This is a genomic window from Prosthecodimorpha staleyi (assembly GCF_018729455.1).
GTDB classification, from domain to species: Bacteria; Pseudomonadota; Alphaproteobacteria; order Rhizobiales; family Ancalomicrobiaceae; genus Prosthecodimorpha; species Prosthecodimorpha staleyi.
This window is the reverse complement of the sequence record NZ_JAHHZF010000010.1, coordinates 92698-110577: the sequence shown is the minus strand read 5'-3', so window position 1 is coordinate 110577 and position 17880 is coordinate 92698. Positions and strand designations below refer to the sequence as shown.

General features: G+C 66.8%; 16 protein-coding genes. 10 read left to right on the top strand and 6 right to left on the bottom strand.

Annotated elements, in window-relative coordinates:
* Position 1: 1 nt before the first annotated feature.
* The gene (locus KL771_RS19835) at positions 2-601 is read right to left on the bottom strand and encodes a hypothetical protein (RefSeq protein WP_261970255.1); all 600 of its coding nucleotides are present in this window, start codon (positions 599-601) and stop codon (positions 2-4) included.
* Between the two features lie 342 nt (positions 602-943).
* Between KL771_RS19835 and KL771_RS19830 the strand changes: the two genes are divergently transcribed.
* The 5 genes from KL771_RS19830 to hisA all read left to right on the top strand — a co-directional run bounded on the left by KL771_RS19830 (position 944) and on the right by hisA (position 4372).
* Positions 944-1696: a M48 family metallopeptidase gene (locus tag KL771_RS19830; protein WP_261970254.1), complete on the top strand. Its 753-nt coding sequence runs from the start codon at positions 944-946 to the stop codon at positions 1694-1696.
* Positions 1697-1839: 143 nt separating this feature from the next.
* Positions 1840-2433, top strand: coding sequence for an imidazoleglycerol-phosphate dehydratase HisB (gene hisB, locus KL771_RS19825; RefSeq protein ID WP_261970253.1), 594 nt, complete (start codon positions 1840-1842; stop codon positions 2431-2433).
* A 1-nt stretch (position 2434) separates the two neighbouring features.
* The gene (locus KL771_RS19820) at positions 2435-2971 is read left to right on the top strand and encodes a DUF2628 domain-containing protein (protein ID WP_261970252.1); all 537 of its coding nucleotides are present in this window, start codon (positions 2435-2437) and stop codon (positions 2969-2971) included.
* Positions 2968-3618, top strand: coding sequence for an imidazole glycerol phosphate synthase subunit HisH (hisH, locus tag KL771_RS19815; RefSeq protein ID WP_261970251.1), 651 nt, complete (start codon positions 2968-2970; stop codon positions 3616-3618). Before KL771_RS19820 ends, hisH begins: the two co-directional genes overlap by 4 nt.
* Positions 3619-3640: 22 nt before the next feature.
* Positions 3641-4372, top strand: a complete 732-nt coding sequence (hisA, locus tag KL771_RS19810) for a 1-(5-phosphoribosyl)-5-[(5-phosphoribosylamino)methylideneamino]imidazole-4-carboxamide isomerase (protein ID WP_054358907.1) — start codon at positions 3641-3643, stop codon at positions 4370-4372.
* Positions 4373-4594: 222 nt separating this feature from the next.
* Here hisA and KL771_RS19805 read toward each other — a convergent pair whose 3' ends face one another.
* The 4 genes from KL771_RS19805 to KL771_RS19790 form a co-directional block, all read right to left on the bottom strand.
* The gene (locus tag KL771_RS19805; RefSeq protein WP_261970250.1) at positions 4595-4990 is read right to left on the bottom strand and encodes a hypothetical protein; all 396 of its coding nucleotides are present in this window, start codon (positions 4988-4990) and stop codon (positions 4595-4597) included.
* A gap of 244 nt (positions 4991-5234) precedes the next feature.
* Positions 5235-8003, bottom strand: a complete 2769-nt coding sequence (locus KL771_RS19800) for a [protein-PII] uridylyltransferase (RefSeq protein WP_261970249.1) — start codon at positions 8001-8003, stop codon at positions 5235-5237.
* A 214-nt stretch (positions 8004-8217) separates the two neighbouring features.
* Positions 8218-8700 carry an NUDIX hydrolase gene (locus KL771_RS19795; RefSeq protein WP_261970248.1) on the bottom strand — a complete coding sequence of 161 codons (483 nt, stop codon included), beginning with the start codon at positions 8698-8700 and terminating at the stop codon, positions 8218-8220.
* Between the two features lie 277 nt (positions 8701-8977).
* Complete coding sequence (locus KL771_RS19790; protein WP_261970247.1) at positions 8978-10459, bottom strand: sensor domain-containing diguanylate cyclase; 1482 nt, start codon at positions 10457-10459, stop codon at positions 8978-8980.
* A gap of 341 nt (positions 10460-10800) precedes the next feature.
* On the opposite strand from KL771_RS19790, the gene dnaK reads away from it, so the two are divergent.
* The 4 genes from dnaK (at position 10801) to KL771_RS19770 (ending at position 15681) form a co-directional block, all read left to right on the top strand.
* Positions 10801-12711 (top strand): molecular chaperone DnaK, encoded by a 1911-nt coding sequence (gene dnaK, locus KL771_RS19785; protein WP_261970246.1) that lies wholly within the window; start codon positions 10801-10803, stop codon positions 12709-12711.
* Between the two features lie 258 nt (positions 12712-12969).
* Positions 12970-14109, top strand: a complete 1140-nt coding sequence (gene dnaJ / locus KL771_RS19780; protein WP_261970245.1) for a molecular chaperone DnaJ — start codon at positions 12970-12972, stop codon at positions 14107-14109.
* 168 nt (positions 14110-14277) lie between these two features.
* Positions 14278-14838 carry a class I SAM-dependent methyltransferase gene (locus tag KL771_RS19775; protein WP_261970244.1) on the top strand — a complete coding sequence of 187 codons (561 nt, stop codon included), beginning with the start codon at positions 14278-14280 and terminating at the stop codon, positions 14836-14838.
* 270 nt (positions 14839-15108) lie between these two features.
* Positions 15109-15681 (top strand): NADPH-dependent FMN reductase, encoded by a 573-nt coding sequence (locus KL771_RS19770; protein WP_261970243.1) that lies wholly within the window; start codon positions 15109-15111, stop codon positions 15679-15681.
* A gap of 24 nt (positions 15682-15705) precedes the next feature.
* On the opposite strand, the gene KL771_RS19765 is transcribed toward KL771_RS19770, so the two are convergent.
* Positions 15706-16602, bottom strand: coding sequence for a helix-turn-helix transcriptional regulator (locus KL771_RS19765; RefSeq protein ID WP_261970242.1), 897 nt, complete (start codon positions 16600-16602; stop codon positions 15706-15708).
* A gap of 202 nt (positions 16603-16804) precedes the next feature.
* Here KL771_RS19765 and KL771_RS19760 point away from each other — a divergent pair, with 202 nt between their 5' ends.
* The gene (locus KL771_RS19760; RefSeq protein WP_261970241.1) at positions 16805-17875 is read left to right on the top strand and encodes a hypothetical protein; all 1071 of its coding nucleotides are present in this window, start codon (positions 16805-16807) and stop codon (positions 17873-17875) included.
* Positions 17876-17880: the final 5 nt, after the last annotated feature.

Here is a 17880-nt window from a genome sequence, read left to right as displayed (position 1 = left end):
TTCACCCTTCAGGTAGAACAAAATCGAACTGCGGTGGCGATTGTTCGGCAGTGACCGTCAGTCTCTTGCCGGCCTTCAATCTTTCAAGCGCCTCGGCGCCAAGCCACCAGCCTCGAATCCGGGAAAAGCCCTCCCGCCTTAAGGCGGATTGGAACCGCTTCATCAGCTGCTGGGCGGCTTGACTTGAGTGAAGCGTCGCAATGTTTCCTGGCAGCAAGGTTCCCGTTTTCCAAAGACCTGAAATCGTCAATATCACGGAGTCCTCATTATCGGAATTTGCCAGACTCCAACGATTCTCACCTTTTCTGTCAATGAAGCCAGTTATGGCATTCTTTGTATCTCTGTGAGACACCAAGTAGGCCTCCGACATGCTGCCGGTTTCATGAGTTGCGATGCCGGGGTTGGGAATTTCATTTGAAGTCAAGTAGATCGCCCTGTTGGGTGTGGTCGTCACGCCCATTTCCACGAATTTCAGCGGCTCGCCGGCTTCGAACCGCGCCAGCACGGGGACGATGTCGCTGGGGGTTGCAAAGAAGAAAATCCGTTTCATGGATGAAACGCCCACGTCAAATAAGTTTCTGTTCCTGAAGGTGAAGCGCATCGATCCGATGATGCGGTCCAGATATCGGTTTCCCTTCTGGTGTGGCGTCTGATCGGACTTCTGCGACGACGTGGCGAGGCTGGATCGGTCCTCTGCTGGGATTGGCGACGTGGTTGGGCGGACGGGCTTGGGGTCGGACGCATTCCCACATTGGAGCCACGCTGTTCCTCAAATGCAATCGGCGCATGGGGGGATCATCTTATCGATATCGACGGTCGTTCTCGACCAAGATCCGCATCGGAGGCGCCGAAACACCAACCGTTACGGCTTCACCACCCGCCCTTCCCCGCGCCGTCCCGGTCCCGCATCATGGGGCGGGGCTCTGCACGATTCGCCGAAACGATGTCCTTGTTCGCCTTCACCCGTTCGCCGCCGGCGCCGCGCGTCGTGCCGAGCCATGTCGATCTCGACCTGCCCGACGGGCCGGTCCGGATCGCCGTGAAGGTGGAGCCGCGCGCGCGGCGCTATTCGTTGCGGCTGCCGACCGGATCGGACGAGCCGGTGCTGACCCTGCCGAAATCCGGGCGGATCGGCGAGGCGGTCGCCTTTCTGGAGCGGCATCGCGGCTGGCTGGCCGAACGGCTGGCGCGGCGGCCCGGCAAGGTCGGCTTCGCGCACGGCGCCGTCGTCCCCCTGCGCGGGCTCGACCATCGCATCTTCCACCGCCCGGACCGGCGCGGCACCGTCTGGATCGACGAGATCGGCGGCAGCCCGCATCTCTGCGTCGCCGGCGCCGAAGAGCATCTCGCCCGCCGGCTGACCGATTTCCTCCGGCGCGAGGCGCGGCGCGATATCGAGCCGGCGGTGGCGCTGCATGCCGGCCGCCTCGGCGTCCGCGCCAGCGCGGTCCGGCTGAAGGATACGGTCAGCCGCTGGGGCTCGTGCACGGCGGCGGGCGAACTGTCCTTCTCCTGGCGGGTCATCCTGGCGCCGCCCTTCGTGCTCGACTATCTGGTCGCCCACGAGGTCGCGCATCTGCGCGAGATGAACCATTCCGTCCGCTTCTGGCGCTGCGTCGCGGAGACCTGCCCCGACATGGAGCGCGGCCGCCTCTGGCTGAAGCGCCACGGCGCCGGCCTGCATGCCTACGGCTGAGCGCCCGGCGGTCCGGACATTCGACCGGCCCGCCTCTTGTGACGGTCCAGACATCGGACCCCGGCCGCTTCTTTTCGACGAGACGATTTCGCCCGGGCGGAACATGCGGTAGAACCGCCTCGCATTCGAAGCCTGAGGACCCCATGCGCAAGGCGACCGTCGCGCGGAAGACCCGCGAGACCGACATCACCGTGTCCGTCGATCTGGACGGCTCCGGCCGTTCCGACATCCGGACCGGCGTCGGCTTCTTCGACCACATGCTGGATCAGGTCGCCCGCCACGGGCTGATCGATCTCGACATCCGCGCCGAGGGTGACCTGCATATCGACTTCCACCATACGGTCGAGGATGTCGGCATCGCGCTCGGCCAGGCGATCCGGCAGGCGCTCGGCGACATGCGCGGCATCACCCGCTATGCCGACGTGCATCTGCCGATGGACGAGGCGCTGACGCGCTGCGCGATCGACATTTCCGGCCGGCCCTTCCTGGTCTTTCAGGCCGAATTCCCGCGCCCCAAGATCGGCGAGTTCGATACCGAACTGGTCGAGGAGTGGTTCCGCGCCTTCGCGATGAATGCCGGCGTGACGCTGCATGTCGCCAATCTGTACGGGTCGAACAGCCACCACATTGCGGAGAGCTGCTTCAAGGCGCTGGCGCGCGCCTTGAGAACCGCCGTCGCGATCGATCCGCGCCGCGCGGACGCGATCCCCTCCACCAAGGGAAGCCTCGGGGGCTGACATGGCAATCTGGACGGTGCATGCCCCCCCCGACGGCGACAGCCGGCTCGACGATGCCGAGCGGGCCGTCTTCATCCGCGAGCGGATCAGCTGGATGGCATTGCTGTTCGGGCCGATCTGGATCCTGCGCCATCGGCTGTGGCTGGTGCTCATCGGCTGGACGCTGGCGGTCGCCGCGATCGCGACGCTCGGGGTTCAGGTCAACGCCATCGCCGGGGCGGTTTTGTTCTGGCTGTTCTGGCTGTGGTTCGCGATCGTCGCCAACGATGCCCGCCGGCGCACGCTGGAGCGGCGCGGCTGGGAACTGGTCGGGCTGATCCATGCCGGCGGTCACGACGAGGCCGAGCGGCTCTATTTCAACAAGGTGCATGAGAAGGCCCCGCCGGCCTGGGCGCGCGTGCCGGAAGCCCGCGCCGCCGGAAACGCGCCGGCCGGCGCCCCATCCGCCGGGACGCCCGATCCCGCCGCGTCCCGCCCGGTCGTGCCCGGCGGCGGTGCGCTGCCGCCGATCGTCGGCTTCACGGAGACGCGGCCGTGACGGTGGCGCTGATCGACTACGGCGCCGGCAACCTGCGCTCGGCCGAAAAGGGCCTGGAGCGGGTGGCGCGCGAGATCGGCTATGGCCACGACATCGTGCTGACGCGCGATGCCGAGGTGGTGCGCAAGGCCGAGCGGGTCGTGCTGCCCGGCGACGGCGCCTTCCCGTTCTGCCGGCGCGGCCTCGCCGCACTGCCCGGCATGGACGAGGCGCTGCGGGAGTTCGTCGAACATCGCGGCCGCCCGTTCCTCGGCATCTGCGTCGGCATGCAGCTGCTCGCCACGCGCGGCGTGGAGCACGAGGAGATCGACGGCTTCGGCTGGATCGACGGCGTCGTCGAGCCGATCGAGCCGTCGGACGCCTCCTTCAAGGTGCCGCATATGGGCTGGAACACGATGGATGCGGTCAATCCGCACCCGGTCCTGGACGGCATCCGGCTCGGTCCCGACGGACTGCACGCCTATTTCCTGCATTCCTACGCCTTCTCGACCAAGCATCACCGCGACCTGGTCGCGACCGCCGACTATGACGGCCCGCGCACCGCGATCGTGGCGCGCGACAACATCTTCGGCACCCAGTTCCACCCCGAGAAGAGCCAGACCCTCGGCCTGCGCCTGCTCGCCAACTTCCTGAAATGGTCGCCCTGACGGGCGGCCCGGATCCCGCGCGATGATTCTCTTTCCCGCCATCGACCTGAAGGACGGCGTCTGCGTCCGCCTGAAGCTCGGCGACATGGATGCAGCCACCGTCTACAACGACGATCCGGCCGCCCAGGCGCGCGCCTTCGCGGCGATGGGCTTCCCCTGGCTGCATGTTGTCGACCTCAACGGCGCCTTCGCGGGCCGCGCGGTCAACCGCGCCGCCGTCGAGGCGATCCGCGCCGCCGTATCGATGCGGATGCAGCTCGGCGGCGGCATCCGCGACATGGCCGGCATCGAGACCTGGCTGGAGGCCGGCATCGACCGCGTCATCCTCGGCACCGTGGCGGTGCGCGACCCGGCCCTGGTCAAGGCCGCTTCGGCGCGCTTCCCGGGCCGGATCGTGGTCGGCATCGACGCGCGCGGCGGCAGGGTCGCGGTCGAGGGCTGGGCCGAGGCGTCCGAGCTGGAGGCCGTCGACCTCGCCCGCCGCTTCGAGGATGCCGGCGTGGCGGCGATCGTCTATACCGACATCGACCGCGACGGCGTGCTCAAGGGCATCAATTTCGAGGCCACGCTGGCGCTGGCCGCCGCCGTCTCGATCCCGGTGATCGCCTCCGGCGGCCTCGCCTCGATGGCCGATATCGAACGGCTCTGCGCGCCCGACTGCCGCCTCCTCGAAGGCGCCATCTCCGGCCGCGCCCTCTATGACGGCCGCATCGACCCGGTCGCCGCCCTGGCCAGGCTCGCCGCGGCGGCGTGACGGGGCGACTGCGGGCCTATCGCCATACGGCCTGCATGGAAGCCAGTCCGGTCGTCTGCCACGGGATGGTGTTGGGGGGGTGTCAGGGTTGGGAGCAGTCGGGGGAGCCTGTGCTCGAATCTCGCTCGCCGAATTCAGCAAGCCGCGCGATATCCGACAGAAATCGGACCATCGGAGAACCTGTGAAGCTGGTATAATTTATGTTGCTCGTTCGTATAGTGCCTATTGGAAATGCAAAATCAATCGGGAATTGGCATCATAATTATCCCAAAGATCTCTAAAAGGGCTATCAAAAATAGATCCATTGTATTCCCTGAACTGAAGAAACGTTGCCGCGATCAGAAATCGGGATCCGCTGCTTTCAATCGTCCAGACTTTGCAGGTCTCATGCAGAGTTCTGTCTACCAGTCTTGCGACATCAACAACCTCAGATTGAGTTGCTCGCGCAATGGAAATGTCCCCGAAATGGCGGGGAATCGAAACGTACTCAACCGCATAGGCGACAATGTCGAGCGTTTTGTCCGTCTCGCTTGTCGCGGGGCTTCGGATCAAGAGAGATCCGTGACTGACGGTATATTCCCAAAATTGGAACATGCGGCCGCAAAATATATCCTGCATATCAAATCTCCGAACAAAATTTTCACGTAATGGAAGGTCGATTATCTCCAAAAAGAAACCGCATATGTGTATGGGATATTCTGTGCTTGGGCTGTCTTGAAAACCGTGGCGATACTTCCTCGGGGATTCAAGTTGTGTCGATGAACTGAAGCTGTCGGCCCCAAAAGCAGATCCGGCAAAATCGGGACCGCAACGTCAAATCGACCGGACATCCGCAAGCTGCGAATGTCTGCCTGAACCGCTCCTACGAAGCCGCCTTGACGTCGCGCTTGCCGTCGAAGGAGCGCATCAGGCGTTCGCGGATGGCCTTTTCGCGCACCCGGGTCTCGACCTTCTGGCCGAACAGGTCGGTGACGTAGAAAACGTCGACCGCCCGCTCGCCGAAGGTGGCGATATGGGCCGAGGCGATGTTGAGGCTGAGATCCGAGATGGCGCGCGTCAGGTCGTAGAGCAGGCCTGGCCGGTCGAGGCCGGAGACCTCGATCACGGTGAAGCGGTCCGACCAGGAATTGTTGACGATCACGTCGGTCGGCAGCTGGAAGGCCTTCACGCGCGGCTTGGCCAGCGCCTTGCGCTCGATCTGTTCGGGCAGGCGCTCGCCGCCCGCCAGGGCCTTTTCGATCAGGCCGGAAACGCGCGAGCCGCGCCGCTGCTCGTCGCCGTCGTCGGCGAATTCGCGGCTGACGAAGATGGTGTCGAGGGCGAGGCCGTCGGTGGTCGTATAGATCTGCGCGTCGACGATGTTGGCGCCGGCCACCGCGCAGGCGCCCGCGATGGTCGAGAGCAGGCGGGGATGGTCGCTCGCCAGCACGGTGATCTCGGTCACGCCCTCGAAGGCGCGCGGGGTCACGTTGGTGGCAAGCTTGCGGCCGCTGCGCACGGCGGCGCGGATGAACTGGGCGTGCTCGATCTTGCGCGGCAGGTCGACGCGCAGCCAGTAGGGCGCATAGTGGCGCTCGACATAGTCCTCGCGCTCCTCGGCATCCCAGCCGTCCAGCTTCTCGACCAGTTCGCGCTTGGCCGCTGCGACGCGCTGGTCGCGCGTGATCTGGCTGTGGCCGCCGGCCAGATAGGGCTCGGTCTCGTAGTAGAGCGTGCGCAAGAGCTGGCCCTTCCAGCCGTTGAACACGCCCGGGCCGACCGCACGGATGTCGGCGACCGTCAGGATCAGCAGCAGCTTCAGCCGCTCCGGGCTCTGCGCCACGGCGGCGAAGTCGCGGATCGTCTTGCGGTCGTTGAGATCGCGGCTGGTCGCCACCATGCTCATGACCAGATGCTTCTCGATCAGCCAAACCAGCGTATCGGTCTCGGCCGGCGTCAGCCCGAAGCGCGGCCCGAGCTTGGTGGCGATGCGCGCGCCGACGACGGAATGATCCTCCGGCCGGCCCTTGCCGATATCGTGCAGGAACAGCGCGACATAAAGCAGGCGCCGGTTCTGAACGCCGGGCAGGATCGCCGAGGCGAGCGGCAGTTCGGCCTTGCGCGTGCCCTTCTCGATCTCGGACAGTTCGCCGATCGAGCGCAGCAGGTGCTCGTCGACCGTGTAGTGATGATACATGTTGAATTGCATCATCGCGACCACGCGGCCGAATTCCGGAACGAAACGGCCGAGCACGCCGGTCTCGTTCATCCGGCGCAGCACGGTCTCCGGATCGTTCTTCGAGGTCAGGACATCGAGAAAGAGGGAATTGGCCTCCGGGTTGTTCCTGAGCTCGTCGTCGATCAGGCTGAGCGAGCGTGTGATCAGCTTCATGGCATCCGGGTGGAATGCCAGGTTTTCCTTGTCGGCGAGCTGGAAGATGCGGATCAGGCGGACCGGGTCCTGCTTGAACACGTCCGGGCCGGTGACGTTGATCCGGTCGTTCTCGACCATGAAGGCGCCGCTGCCGAGCGTCTTGGGATGGCGCTTGGTCAGCCGCTTGATGAAGCGATTGAGCACCGGCGCGATCTTGACGTGCTGCTCCTCGAGCGCGGCACAGAAGATCAGGGTCAGGTCGCCGACATCCTTGGCGACCAGGAAATAGTGCTTCATGAAGCGCTCGACGGCGCGCATGCCGGCGCGCTCGACATAGCCGAGCCGCTGGGCGATCTCGCGCTGCAGGTCGAAGGACAGGCGCTCCTCCGACCGGTTGGTCGCGAAATGCATGTTGCAGCGCACCGCCCAGAGGAAGTCCTCGCAGCGCTTGAAGCGGACATGTTCGGCCCGCGACAGCACGCCGGCCGCGATCAGCTCCTCCGGCCTGCGGACGCGGTAGAAGTATTTGGCGATCCAGAACAGGGTCTGCAGGTCGCGCAGGCCGCCCTTGCCTTCCTTGATGTTGGGCTCAACCAGGTAGCGCGAGGTGCCCTGGCGCTTCAGCCGGTCGTCGCGCTCGGCGAGCTTGGCGGCGATGTATTCGGGGCCGGTATTGCGGACGACCTCCTCGTCGAAACGGCGCGCCAGATCGCGGAACAGCGGCTCGTCGCCCCACAGGAAGCGGGCTTCGAGCAGGGCCGTTCGGATGGTCATGTCGGACCGGGACAGGCGCAGGCATTCGTCGACATTGCGCGTGGCGTGGCCGACCTTCAGCCCCAGGTCCCACAGCATGTAGAGGATGTATTCGATGACGCTCTCGCCCCAGGGCGTCTGCTTGTAGGGCAGCAGGAACAGGAGATCGATGTCGGATCCCGGTGCCAGCGTCGAGCGCCCATAGCCGCCGACCGCCGTGACGGCGATGCGCTCGGCCGCGGACGGGTTCTTCACGCGATAGACGTGGTGGACCGCGAAATCGTAGATGACGCGGATGATCTCGTCCTGGACATGGCTCAGGCGCTCGGCGCAGAGCGAGCCGCGCCGGTCCTTGAGCAGCATGGCCTCGATCTCGGCCCGGGTCTGTGCCCGGACTTCCTTGAGGATCGCCAGGACTTGGGCGCGGATCGCCGGATTGCCACCATCCGCCCCACCTTCGACCAGGGCGGTCAGCCGCCGCCGCAGGGCTGCGGCGTCGATCAGGGTTTCGAACCCTCTCTTCATCGGCATGTCGTGCGAAATCCTTGTCCCGCCCCGGCACCTGTCCCGCCGGGACGCCATTGTCCCGACGATTCGAACCTTGTGCTGATGTCGTCGGACCGGATCCCGTGTGAACCATCTTTCGGGAACGCACCGGACACCGAACCTGAATCCCAACGTTAAAGCGGGAGCGATCCGATTTCCATCATCGCGCGACCGGCAACCGAAAAAGTCACGCTCAGGCCTGCGGGTCCTCCGACACCGGCGCAGGCGCCGATTTCGGACTGAAGGATCGGATCAGGGCGGCGAGATCGGGTTCGTCGACCAGCGTCGCGGCGGCATCCGGAGCCAGCCAGTTCATGCTGCGTTGCCCCTGCTCGGGGAACTCGGTGCGCATCTCCCGGGCTTCGAGCGCAAAGACGTCGACGGTCAGGAAGATGAACCGCGTGTCGAGCCGCTTCCAGTAGCGATACTGCCCGATCGGCTTCTTCGCCACCTTGCCGAGAATGCCGGCCTCCTCATAGGCCTCAATGGCAGCCGACCTGTGGTCGGCATGCTCGCGCATCGGCCAGCCCTTCGGGATCACGGCGCGGCCGGTCTCTCGAGAGGTCATCAGCAGGATGCGGATCGAACCGTCGAGCTCGCGGCGCCAGACGAGAGCGGCGACCTGCCGGCGGCCGTCCTTGCCCCTGTCCTTAGCGCCTGCCTTCTTGCCGACCATTGCGTCTGCGACCCCTGCCGTCTCGTCCGTCCAAGCCCCGCTATGGCGATATGGCCGCGGCAACTGGCTCCCGCCCGCACGGGGCACGCGAACCGGCCATTTCCGATCGGGGCGACACCGGTACGCCGATAGCGCCCTCGAACGCAAGCCTGAACGGGAGCGAAACTGAGCCGGCTAGTGGTCGTGAAGCGACAGCGGATATCGCGCGGAACGCGGTTGGCTTCGGCTGCCGCTGCGAGGGGGAACGGGGCCACGCGGCGCCGGCTGCGCAGGCGTCTCAGTCGAGAAAGGCGGTATCCGTGGCGTCTCCCGGGCGGCTGTACCAGGCGATGTCGCGCAGGGGATCGAGATCGACACCGTAGGCGCGGACGCAGTTGCGCCCCACCTCCTTGGCGGCATAGAGCGCCCGGTCGGCCTCGAGCCGGGCCTTCTCGAGACTGCCGGCAAGCCCAAGCTCCTGGATGCCGAAGCTCGCCGTGACGACGATCGTGACGCCCTCGTACTGGATCGGCGTGGTGGCAACGACCATGCGCAGCCGCTCCGCCGCCTCCCAGGCGCCTTCGAGCGGAATGCCCCGCAGCAGGATCATGAATTCCTCGCCGCCCATGCGTCCGAGCACGTCGCCCGCCCGGATGTTGCGGGCGAGCACGCCGCCGAGAACCCGCAGCACCTCGTCGCCGCCGGCATGGCCGAACTGGTCGTTGATATATTTGAACCGGTCGATGTCGACGGCGACCACCGTGGCGGCCTCGCGACGCTCGAGGATCTCCTTGACCTTCAGGCCGACCACTTCGTCGAAGCCGCGCCGGTTCAGGACGCCGGTCAATTCGTCCGTCGAGGAGATGCGCCGGAGATTGGATTCGAGCAGTTCCCGCTGCGCGATTTCGCTCTTCAGTTCGGACAGCAGCCGCTGGGCGTTCTGCTTCTCCCGCTCGACCTCGATCAGCGCAGTCTGCAATGTCGATATGTCGGTCAGCACCATGATGAAGCCGTCGCCGAGCGGTGCGATCTTGACGTTGAGCCAACGCCCAGCCGGCGTGGCATAGTAGGAGAAGTCGTCGGAGACCCGTTCGGTCATCGTCTTCCGGTAGCGCTCCCAGGCGCCGGATTGGATGATGCCGGGAAACAGAACGAGCAGGCGCTTGTTGACCATGTCCTGCGCTTCGCGGCCGAGGAAGCTCTCGCAGGCCCGATTGACCGTGGTGATCGTGGCGTCGACGATCTCGCCGTCGTCGCCGCGGATCGCCTGAAAGGCGGCGATGCCGACCGGACTCGCGTCCATCACGGCATTGAGCAGGTCGCGCACCATGGCCCGCGGGCGGGCGACGACCAGCAGGCGCAGACCGCCGTCCGCGCTCAGCACCGGCAGAACCAGCCGTTCCCAGAGATGGACCTCAAGCGCATAGCTGGCGCGGTGGATGGCGAGCGCCGGCTGCCGGGAACGGACGACCGAGGCGTAGAGGCTGTTCAACAGGCCGCGGACATCGGGCTCCAGGTCGCGCGTGGTCTTGCCGAGCATGTCGACCTTGAAGGCGTCGGCGACGCCGTGCCCGAAGAATTCGTAGGCGAACTCGTCCTCGCCCACGGGCCGCAGCAGGATCCAGTAGGCCGCCTGATCTTCGGTCACCGACGCCCAGACGTCGGACGCCTTCGGCAATTGGTCGCCGACCTTCCATTCAGCCCAGCGGCTGAAGGCCGTGCGTGCGTCGCCACTCATATCCTTGGCGAGGAGGTCGCTTGTGAAGGTCTCGCAATACATGGTGCGCAACTGCCTGGAACTGAGGCATGATCAGCTATGAAGCTTAAGTCCCGGTAAGCGAGCGGCCGATTGCCGACACAATTGGAGAGCCGTTCCGGGGCGTTCGCCGGGGCCTGTATCCGAAATGCGTTCGAACCCGGATGCGGTGCCGCGAATTCTGCGACTTGCGGCCCATTTGCCGGCCACCTATATACCCGTCGAACGGCACGGATCGGGTCTGATCCGGTCGCCGCACCGCATCAAATCCGATCGTCAAAGGTCTGTCGGGGACCGTTCGGGGCTTTGAGCCCCCGCGAGGACGCCTTCGGGGTCCGGACGGTCTGCCGGAAGGAGAGGGACCCATGGGTAAAGTCATCGGCATCGATCTCGGCACGACGAACTCTTGCGTCGCTGTCATGGACGGCAAGAACACCAAGGTCATCGAGAATTCCGAGGGCGCGCGCACGACGCCCTCCATCGTCGCCATCGCGGATGACGGCGAGCGTCTGGTCGGCGTGGCCGCCAAGCGTCAGGCGGTGACCAATCCGGAGCGCACCTTCTTCGCGGTCAAGCGCCTGATCGGCCGGCGCTACGAAGACCCGATGGTGGAGAAGGACAAGAAGCTCGTCCCCTACAAGATCTCGCGCGCCGGCAATGGCGACGCCTGGGTCGAGGCGGACGGCAAGCCCTATTCGCCGTCCCAGATCTCGGCCTTCGTGCTCGGCAAGATGAAGGAGACCGCCGAGGCCTTCCTCGGCCAGCCGGTGACCCAGGCGGTCATCACGGTTCCGGCCTACTTCAACGACGCCCAGCGCCAGGCGACCAAGGATGCCGGCAAGATCGCCGGTCTCGAAGTGCTGCGCATCATCAACGAGCCGACCGCGGCCGCGCTCGCCTACGGTCTCGACAAGAAGGCGACCGGCACGATCGCGGTCTATGACCTCGGCGGCGGCACCTTCGACGTGTCGGTGCTGGAGATCGGCGACGGCGTCTTCGAGGTGAAGTCGACCAACGGCGACACCTTCCTGGGCGGCGAGGACTTCGACATGCGGCTCGTGGGCTATCTGGCCGACGAGTTCAAGAAGGAGCAGGGCATCGACCTGCGCAACGACAAGCTCGCCCTGCAGCGCCTCAAGGAGGCCGCCGAGAAGGCCAAGATCGAGCTGTCGAGCGCGACGCAGACCGAGATCAACCTGCCCTTCATCACCATGGACCAGACCGGTCCGAAGCACCTGACCATGAAGCTGACCCGCGCCAAGTTCGAGGCGCTGGTCGACGACCTGGTCCAGAAGACGATCGAGCCGTGCCGCGCCGCCCTCAAGGATGCGGGCCTGACGGCGGGCCAGATCGACGAGGTGGTGCTGGTCGGCGGCATGACCCGCATGCCGAAGATCCAGGAAGTGGTGAAGTCCTTCTTCGGGCGTGAGCCCCACAAGGGCGTCAACCCGGACGAGGTTGTGGCGATCGGCGCCGCCATCCAGGCCGGCGTGCTGCAGGGCGACGTGAAAGACGTTCTGCTGCTCGACGTGACCCCGCTGTCGCTCGGCATCGAGACGCTCGGCGGCGTGTTCACGCGCCTGATCGACCGCAACACCACCATCCCGACCAAGAAGTCGCAGACCTTCTCGACCGCCGAGGACGGGCAGACCGCGGTCACCATCCGGGTCTTCCAGGGCGAGCGCGAGATGGCGGCCGACAACAAGCTGCTCGGCCAGTTCGATCTGGTCGGCATTCCGCCGGCGCCGCGCGGCGTGCCGCAGGTCGAGGTGACCTTCGACATCGACGCCAACGGCCTCGTCAACGTCTCGGCGAAGGACAAGGGCACCGGCAAGGAACAGCAGATCCGCATCCAGGCCTCGGGCGGTCTGTCCGACGCCGACATCGAGAAGATGGTCAAGGACGCCGAGGCCAACGCCGCCTCCGACAAGAAGCGGCGCGAACTGGTCGAGGCCCGCAACCAGGCCGAAGGTCTGGTGCATTCGGCCGAGAAGGCGCTCAAGGACTACGGTGACAAGGTCTCGGCGGCCGACAAGTCGGTGATCGAGGCGGCCATCGCCGAAACCCGCGAGAAGCTGGCCGGCGAGGATGTCGAGGCCATCACGGCGGCCGCCAACAAGCTGGCGGAAGCGCAGATGAAGCTCGGCGAGGCGATGTATCGCGACACCCAGGCGACGGGCGGCGCTGCCCCCGGAGCCGGCGCGGCCGGTCCGAAGGACGACGTGGTCGACGCCGACTTCGAGGAAGTCAAGGACGACAAGAAGAAATCGGCTTGATCCGGGCCCGAAGTCCGTTCAAAGACTGAAGACTGCCCGGCGTGGTGAAATCCGCGTCGGGCAGTCTCGCATGAGACGAGCCGCCGAGATCTTTCGGCCGCGTTCAGAACCTCTTCCGGTGCCCGGACGGGCCATGCCCGTCCGATCGTCCGGCCTGCCGCGCTGGCGGCTTGGGCCGGCGGTGCCACGGGGGAGGAATGACCGGTTGGACGAGGCGGCTTTGCGTGACGACGTCCCGCTGGGGAAGTGATGCCGACCATGTCCAAGCGTGACTATTACGAAGTCCTCGGGGTCTCGAAGACGGCCGACGAGAAGGACCTGAAGAGCGCCTTCCGCAAGCTCGCCATGCAGTATCACCCGGACCGCAATCCCGGGAATGCCGAGGCGGAGGCCAAGTTCAAGGAAATCAACGAGGCCTACGACGTCCTCAAGGACGGCCAGAAGCGCGCCGCCTACGACCGTTTCGGTCATGCCGCCTTCGAGAATGGCGGCGGCGGACCTGGCGGCCCCGGGTTCAACGGCGATTTCGCCCAGACCATGTCGGACATCTTCGAGAGCTTCTTCGGCGGCGAGTTCGGCGGTGCCGAGCGGCGCGGCCGCGGCGGCCGGGAGCGCGGCGCGGATCTGCGCTACAATATGGAGATCACGCTCGAGGAGGCCTACGAGGGCAAGCAGGTCGAGATCAGCGTGCCGACCTCGATCGTCTGCGAGACCTGTTCGGGCACCGGCGCCAAGCCGGGCACGTCGCCGCAGACCTGCAAGACCTGCGGCGGCCAGGGACGCGTGCGCGCCGCGCAGGGCTTCTTCACCATCGAGCGCACCTGTCCGACCTGCCAGGGCCGCGGCCAGGTGATCGCCGAGGCCTGCGCGAAGTGCGGCGGCACGGGCCGGACCACCACCGAAAAGACCTTGACGGTCAGCATCCCGGCCGGCATCGAGGACGGCACCCGCATCCGTCTCTCCGGCGAGGGCGAGGCGGGCGCGCGCGGCGGCCCGGCGGGCGATCTCTACATCTTCATCGGCATCAAGCCGCATGCCTTCTTCCAGCGCGACGGCGCCGACATCTTCTGCCGGGTTCCGGTCTCCATGACCACGGCGGCTCTCGGCGGTCAGTTCGACGTGCCGACCCTCAGCGGCGAGAAGACCAAGGTCAAGGTTCCGGACGGAACCCAGACCGGCAAGCAGTTCCGGCTGCGCGGCAAGGGCATGCCGGTGATGCGCTCGGCCCAGCAGGGCGACATGTATATCCAGGTGATCGTGGAGACCCCGCGTAACCTCAACCGCCGCCAGCGCGAATTGCTGGAGGAGTTCGAGCGCGCCTCCTCGGGCGACACCCATCCCGAATCGGCCGGCTTCTTCGCCAAGGTGAAGGATTTTTTCGACAATCTCGGCGGCTGAAGCAGGGCAGGTCATTCCGCATTGCGGCATTCCGCATCTGGCCGATCTGGAATTTCGCCTATAGTGTCGGGCGGTAACGTCATCACGGTTCCCGCCGCGGGAGACCGAGCAGGAGTCCTCATGGGACAGCCGAACAAGCGAGCCCTCCCGGACGGGATCCGGCACAAGGTGTTGGATGAGGTTCGCTTCCTGAAGAGTTGGCTCGACAAGCCGCTTCAGGTCGGTGCGGTTGCGCCGTCGGGTCCCGCGCTGGCCAAGGCGATGGCCCGTTTCGTCGATCCGGCCCTGGCCGGATCCGTGGTCGAACTCGGACCCGGGACCGGGGTGGTCACCAAGGCGCTGGTCGAACGCGGCGTAACCCCGGATCGCATCGTTTCGATCGAGTATGACGGCGAATTCTGCAAGCTGTTGCGCAACCGCTTCCCCGGCATCCAGTTCGTCCATGGCGACGCCTATCAGATGCGCCAGGTCGTGGACGGACTGGCGCAGACGCCGCTGGCGGCGGTCGTGTCGAGCCTGCCGCTGTTCACCCGGCCCTTGCCGCAGCGGCTGAAACTGCTCGACGACTGTCTGTCGCTGCTGGCGCCCGGCGCGCCTTTCATCCAATTTTCCTACGCCCTGGTGCCGCCGGTGCCTCCGGGTGCAGGAAATTTCGTCATCGAGCGGACCAACTGGGTGGTCATGAACCTGCCCCCGGCACGCGTCTGGGTCTATCGCCGGCCGGCCTGACCGATCCAACCCTGGCGATCCGGCCTTGGCGATCCGGTCCGGGCGACCCAGTCCGAGCGATCGGAGCGGGCGGTCCGCCGCCATGCCGTCCGAACGCCGCAATCCAGACCGGCCCACCGGACCCGGCCTCCCGTCCGCTCCGGTGTGTTCCGCCCGGCCGCTTCGGCGGCCCACCGCGGCCGCTCGGCCCGGTTTCGCCGCTTAACCCCGGGCGCCGCTTCCCGGTCGGGCTGCACGCGTCCTATGCTGGTGGCCCACAAGGAGGTACGGATGGCTGATCCCCGCATTCTCGTCTTCGCCGGCTCGCATCGTGCCGGCTCGATCAATACCCGGCTGGCCGGCATCGTGGTCAAGGAACTGGCCATGATGGACGTGCCGGTGACCCAGATCTCGCTCGCCGACTATCCAATGCCGCTCTATGACGGCGACCTCGAAGCCGCCTCCGGTCCGCCGGAGGCTGCCAAGGCACTGCATCGTCTGATCACCGAGCATCAGGGCGTGTTCATCGCCTCGCCGGAATACAATGCCGGCATGACCGGGCTGCTCAAGAACACGATCGACTGGGTCAGCCGGATCAAGACCCAGCCCTCGCCCTGGAAGGGGCGCGCCTATGCGATCGGCGCGGCGTCGGGCGGCAATCTCGGCGGCTATCGCGGCCTGCTCCAACTGCGCCAGACGCTCGGCCTCGGCCTCGGCGCCACGGTGATCCCGGAAATGACCGTGGTGATGCGCGCCGGCGATGCCTTCGCGGAGCATGGCGGCTTCAAGGACGAGGTCATGACCAACACCATGCGCACCATGCTGACCCGTCTGGTCGAAGAGGCCGCACGCTACGTGCGCTGACCGCCGGGAGACGGCAACCAGGGCTCACGGCGCCCAGCGAATCGCCCCGGTGACGCCGGTGTCGTAGCCGGTCATCTCGGCGGCCCGGGCGTGGAAGCGGTCGCTCGCCAGGAAGCCGAGCAGGGCCTGGATCGGCGGCCGGAAATAGTCGCGCTGGCGGACGACGAGGTCGAAATCCTCGAAGGTCAGCGGCACGAAGTCGAGGCCGGCCATGACCGCCACCGCGCGGGTCGCGATGCCGCAATCGGCCCGGCCGGTCCGGATGGCGGCGGCGAGGTCCTGGCCGGTCGGGCAGGGCGGCCCGGCCACCGCCAGATCGTCGAAACCGTGGCCGGCGGCGGCCAGCAGTTTCAGGAGCAGGAGCGTCGCGCCCGCGCCGGTCTGGCGCAATGCCATGCCGGCCTTCCGCGCCACCACGCTGGTGAGGTCGGCGAGCCCGAGCGGGTTGCCGGAGGCGACCAGCAGGCCCTGTTCGCGCCGGACGAGGCCGACCAGCACGGAATCGGCATGGGCCGGGTCCGAAGCCATGGTGGCCGTATTGGCATCCGCGGTGCCGGCGGCATGGAGATGGATCGCGGCAGCCAGCACCTCGCCGCGGGCGAAGCGCGCCAGACCGGCCTCGCTGCCCTCGGCCAGGCCGGCGAGGCCGGCGCCGGACTCGCGCACCGCCCATTCGATCAGCGGGTCATGGCTGCCGCCGAGAATCGGCGGCGGCTCGGCACGTGCCATGCCGGCGGGGCGATGCAGCCCGGCCGTGACCCAACGGTCGAGCTCGGCACGCGGAAACAGCCACTTGCCCGTCACCTTGGTGCAGGGCACGGCACCTTCGGCGATCAGTTCGTAGATCTTGCGTTCCTTGAGCCGGAGATACTCGGCCGCTTCGGCGGTGGTCAGGAGTTCCGGCTGGCGAGAACCGTCCATGGCGTTCCGTCGGTTGACTCTGCGGGTGGCGAGGCGAGATCCTGGCACGGATCGAAGGGTTGGGGGAAGGGCGTGACGGGAGCCGGCAGCCGCGACGCCGGACCATTCGCCGATGTTGCCCGATCGGCCCCGTCACGTTCGTGACATCCGCCGGCCCGCTGCCATGCTCTCCTGCGGTCGGACGCAGCAGGGGACGCACGAGATGGCGGAGATCGGATCGAACCGGGGCATTCCGATCGGGGACCTGATCGCGGGCTTTCCGTCCGTATCGCCGCCGCCGCTGCCGGTCCAGCCGACTGTGCCGGAGACGCCGGAGGCGCCGGACCTCTCGATCGAACGGCCGAGCCCGCTGCAGCCCGGCGATCTCGATGGCGGACCGGCCTCCGGCTACGGCGCCGCCTCCGGCCGGCTCAACCGCCTGCTCGCCCAGTTCGAGGAGACCTGCGGTCCCCTGTCCGAGGGCGAGCCGGTCACGCCCTTCGAACAGGGCCTCGCCCTGAAGAGGCGCATCGACGGCCTGGAGGCGCGCACCGCGGAACTGCTGCAGACCATCGGCCGACACGAGGCGGCGCTTGTCGAATGCCGCGCGAGGATCGACCGCCTGACGGCCGAGCGCGTCACGCTGACAGGCGATCTCGTTGCCGCCCGGCGCAACCTCGACGCTGTGGAGACGACCATCGCCAGGGGCGGGCCCGAGGCCGAGCGCCGGCTCGCCGACGAGCGCGAGGCCCTGACCGGCCAGATCGCCCGGCTCGAAGGCGAGATCGGGCATCTCGACCTGGAGATCGCCGCCCATATCGCCACGGCCACGATCATCGAGGCCGACCTCTTCGACAGCCAGGAGGAGTTGCGCAAGAGCCGGGCGGCTCTGCTCCGGCAACGCGACCGGCTCGATGAGGCGGTCGAGTCCCTGGACAACATCCTCGACATGATCCGCGCGACCCTGGCGGAGATGAAACGGGAAGGGCACGAATTCCGCCTGGCTCTGATCGAGGCATTGCGTCTGCTGCGCGCCGAGGCTCATGACGACAAGACGGCCGCCTGGCTGAAGAAGCAGTTCGACGAGGGCATGCTCGATGCCGCGATGGTGTCGAGCCTGCTGCTCGCCCTGCCGCAGGCGCTGGCCGACGCCCTGCGCCAGGGCGACGGCGCCGGCGGACCGACGGATCGGTCCGGCGGCAGCGCAGACCGGTCCGGCCCGCCGTCCGAATCGCCGCCGGCCGAGGACGCTCCGCGCGTTCAGCTGTCGTCTCGCCTGCGCCTCGGACTCTGAGCCGG

Excerpts from the sequence above, each read along its gene's own strand:
- dnaK (WP_261970246.1), top strand. The coding sequence starts at position 10,801 with ATGGGTAAAGTCATCGGCATCGATCTCGGCACGACGAACTCTTGCGTC.
- hisB (WP_261970253.1), top strand. The coding sequence starts at position 1,840 with ATGCGCAAGGCGACCGTCGCGCGGAAGACCCGCGAGACCGACATCACC.
- hisA (WP_054358907.1), top strand. The coding sequence starts at position 3,641 with ATGATTCTCTTTCCCGCCATCGACCTGAAGGACGGCGTCTGCGTCCGC.
- KL771_RS19765 (WP_261970242.1), bottom strand. The coding sequence starts at position 16,602 with ATGGACGGTTCTCGCCAGCCGGAACTCCTGACCACCGCCGAAGCGGCC.
- KL771_RS19760 (WP_261970241.1), top strand. The coding sequence starts at position 16,805 with ATGGCGGAGATCGGATCGAACCGGGGCATTCCGATCGGGGACCTGATC.
- KL771_RS19830 (WP_261970254.1), top strand. The coding sequence starts at position 944 with ATGTCCTTGTTCGCCTTCACCCGTTCGCCGCCGGCGCCGCGCGTCGTG.
- KL771_RS19835 (WP_261970255.1), bottom strand. The coding sequence starts at position 601 with ATGCGCTTCACCTTCAGGAACAGAAACTTATTTGACGTGGGCGTTTCA.
- KL771_RS19790 (WP_261970247.1), bottom strand. The coding sequence starts at position 10,459 with ATGTATTGCGAGACCTTCACAAGCGACCTCCTCGCCAAGGATATGAGT.
- KL771_RS19805 (WP_261970250.1), bottom strand. The coding sequence starts at position 4,990 with ATGCAGGATATATTTTGCGGCCGCATGTTCCAATTTTGGGAATATACC.
- dnaJ (WP_261970245.1), top strand. The coding sequence starts at position 12,970 with ATGTCCAAGCGTGACTATTACGAAGTCCTCGGGGTCTCGAAGACGGCC.
- KL771_RS19800 (WP_261970249.1), bottom strand. The coding sequence starts at position 8,003 with ATGAAGAGAGGGTTCGAAACCCTGATCGACGCCGCAGCCCTGCGGCGG.
- KL771_RS19770 (WP_261970243.1), top strand. The coding sequence starts at position 15,109 with ATGGCTGATCCCCGCATTCTCGTCTTCGCCGGCTCGCATCGTGCCGGC.
- KL771_RS19820 (WP_261970252.1), top strand. The coding sequence starts at position 2,435 with ATGGCAATCTGGACGGTGCATGCCCCCCCCGACGGCGACAGCCGGCTC.
- KL771_RS19795 (WP_261970248.1), bottom strand. The coding sequence starts at position 8,700 with ATGGTCGGCAAGAAGGCAGGCGCTAAGGACAGGGGCAAGGACGGCCGC.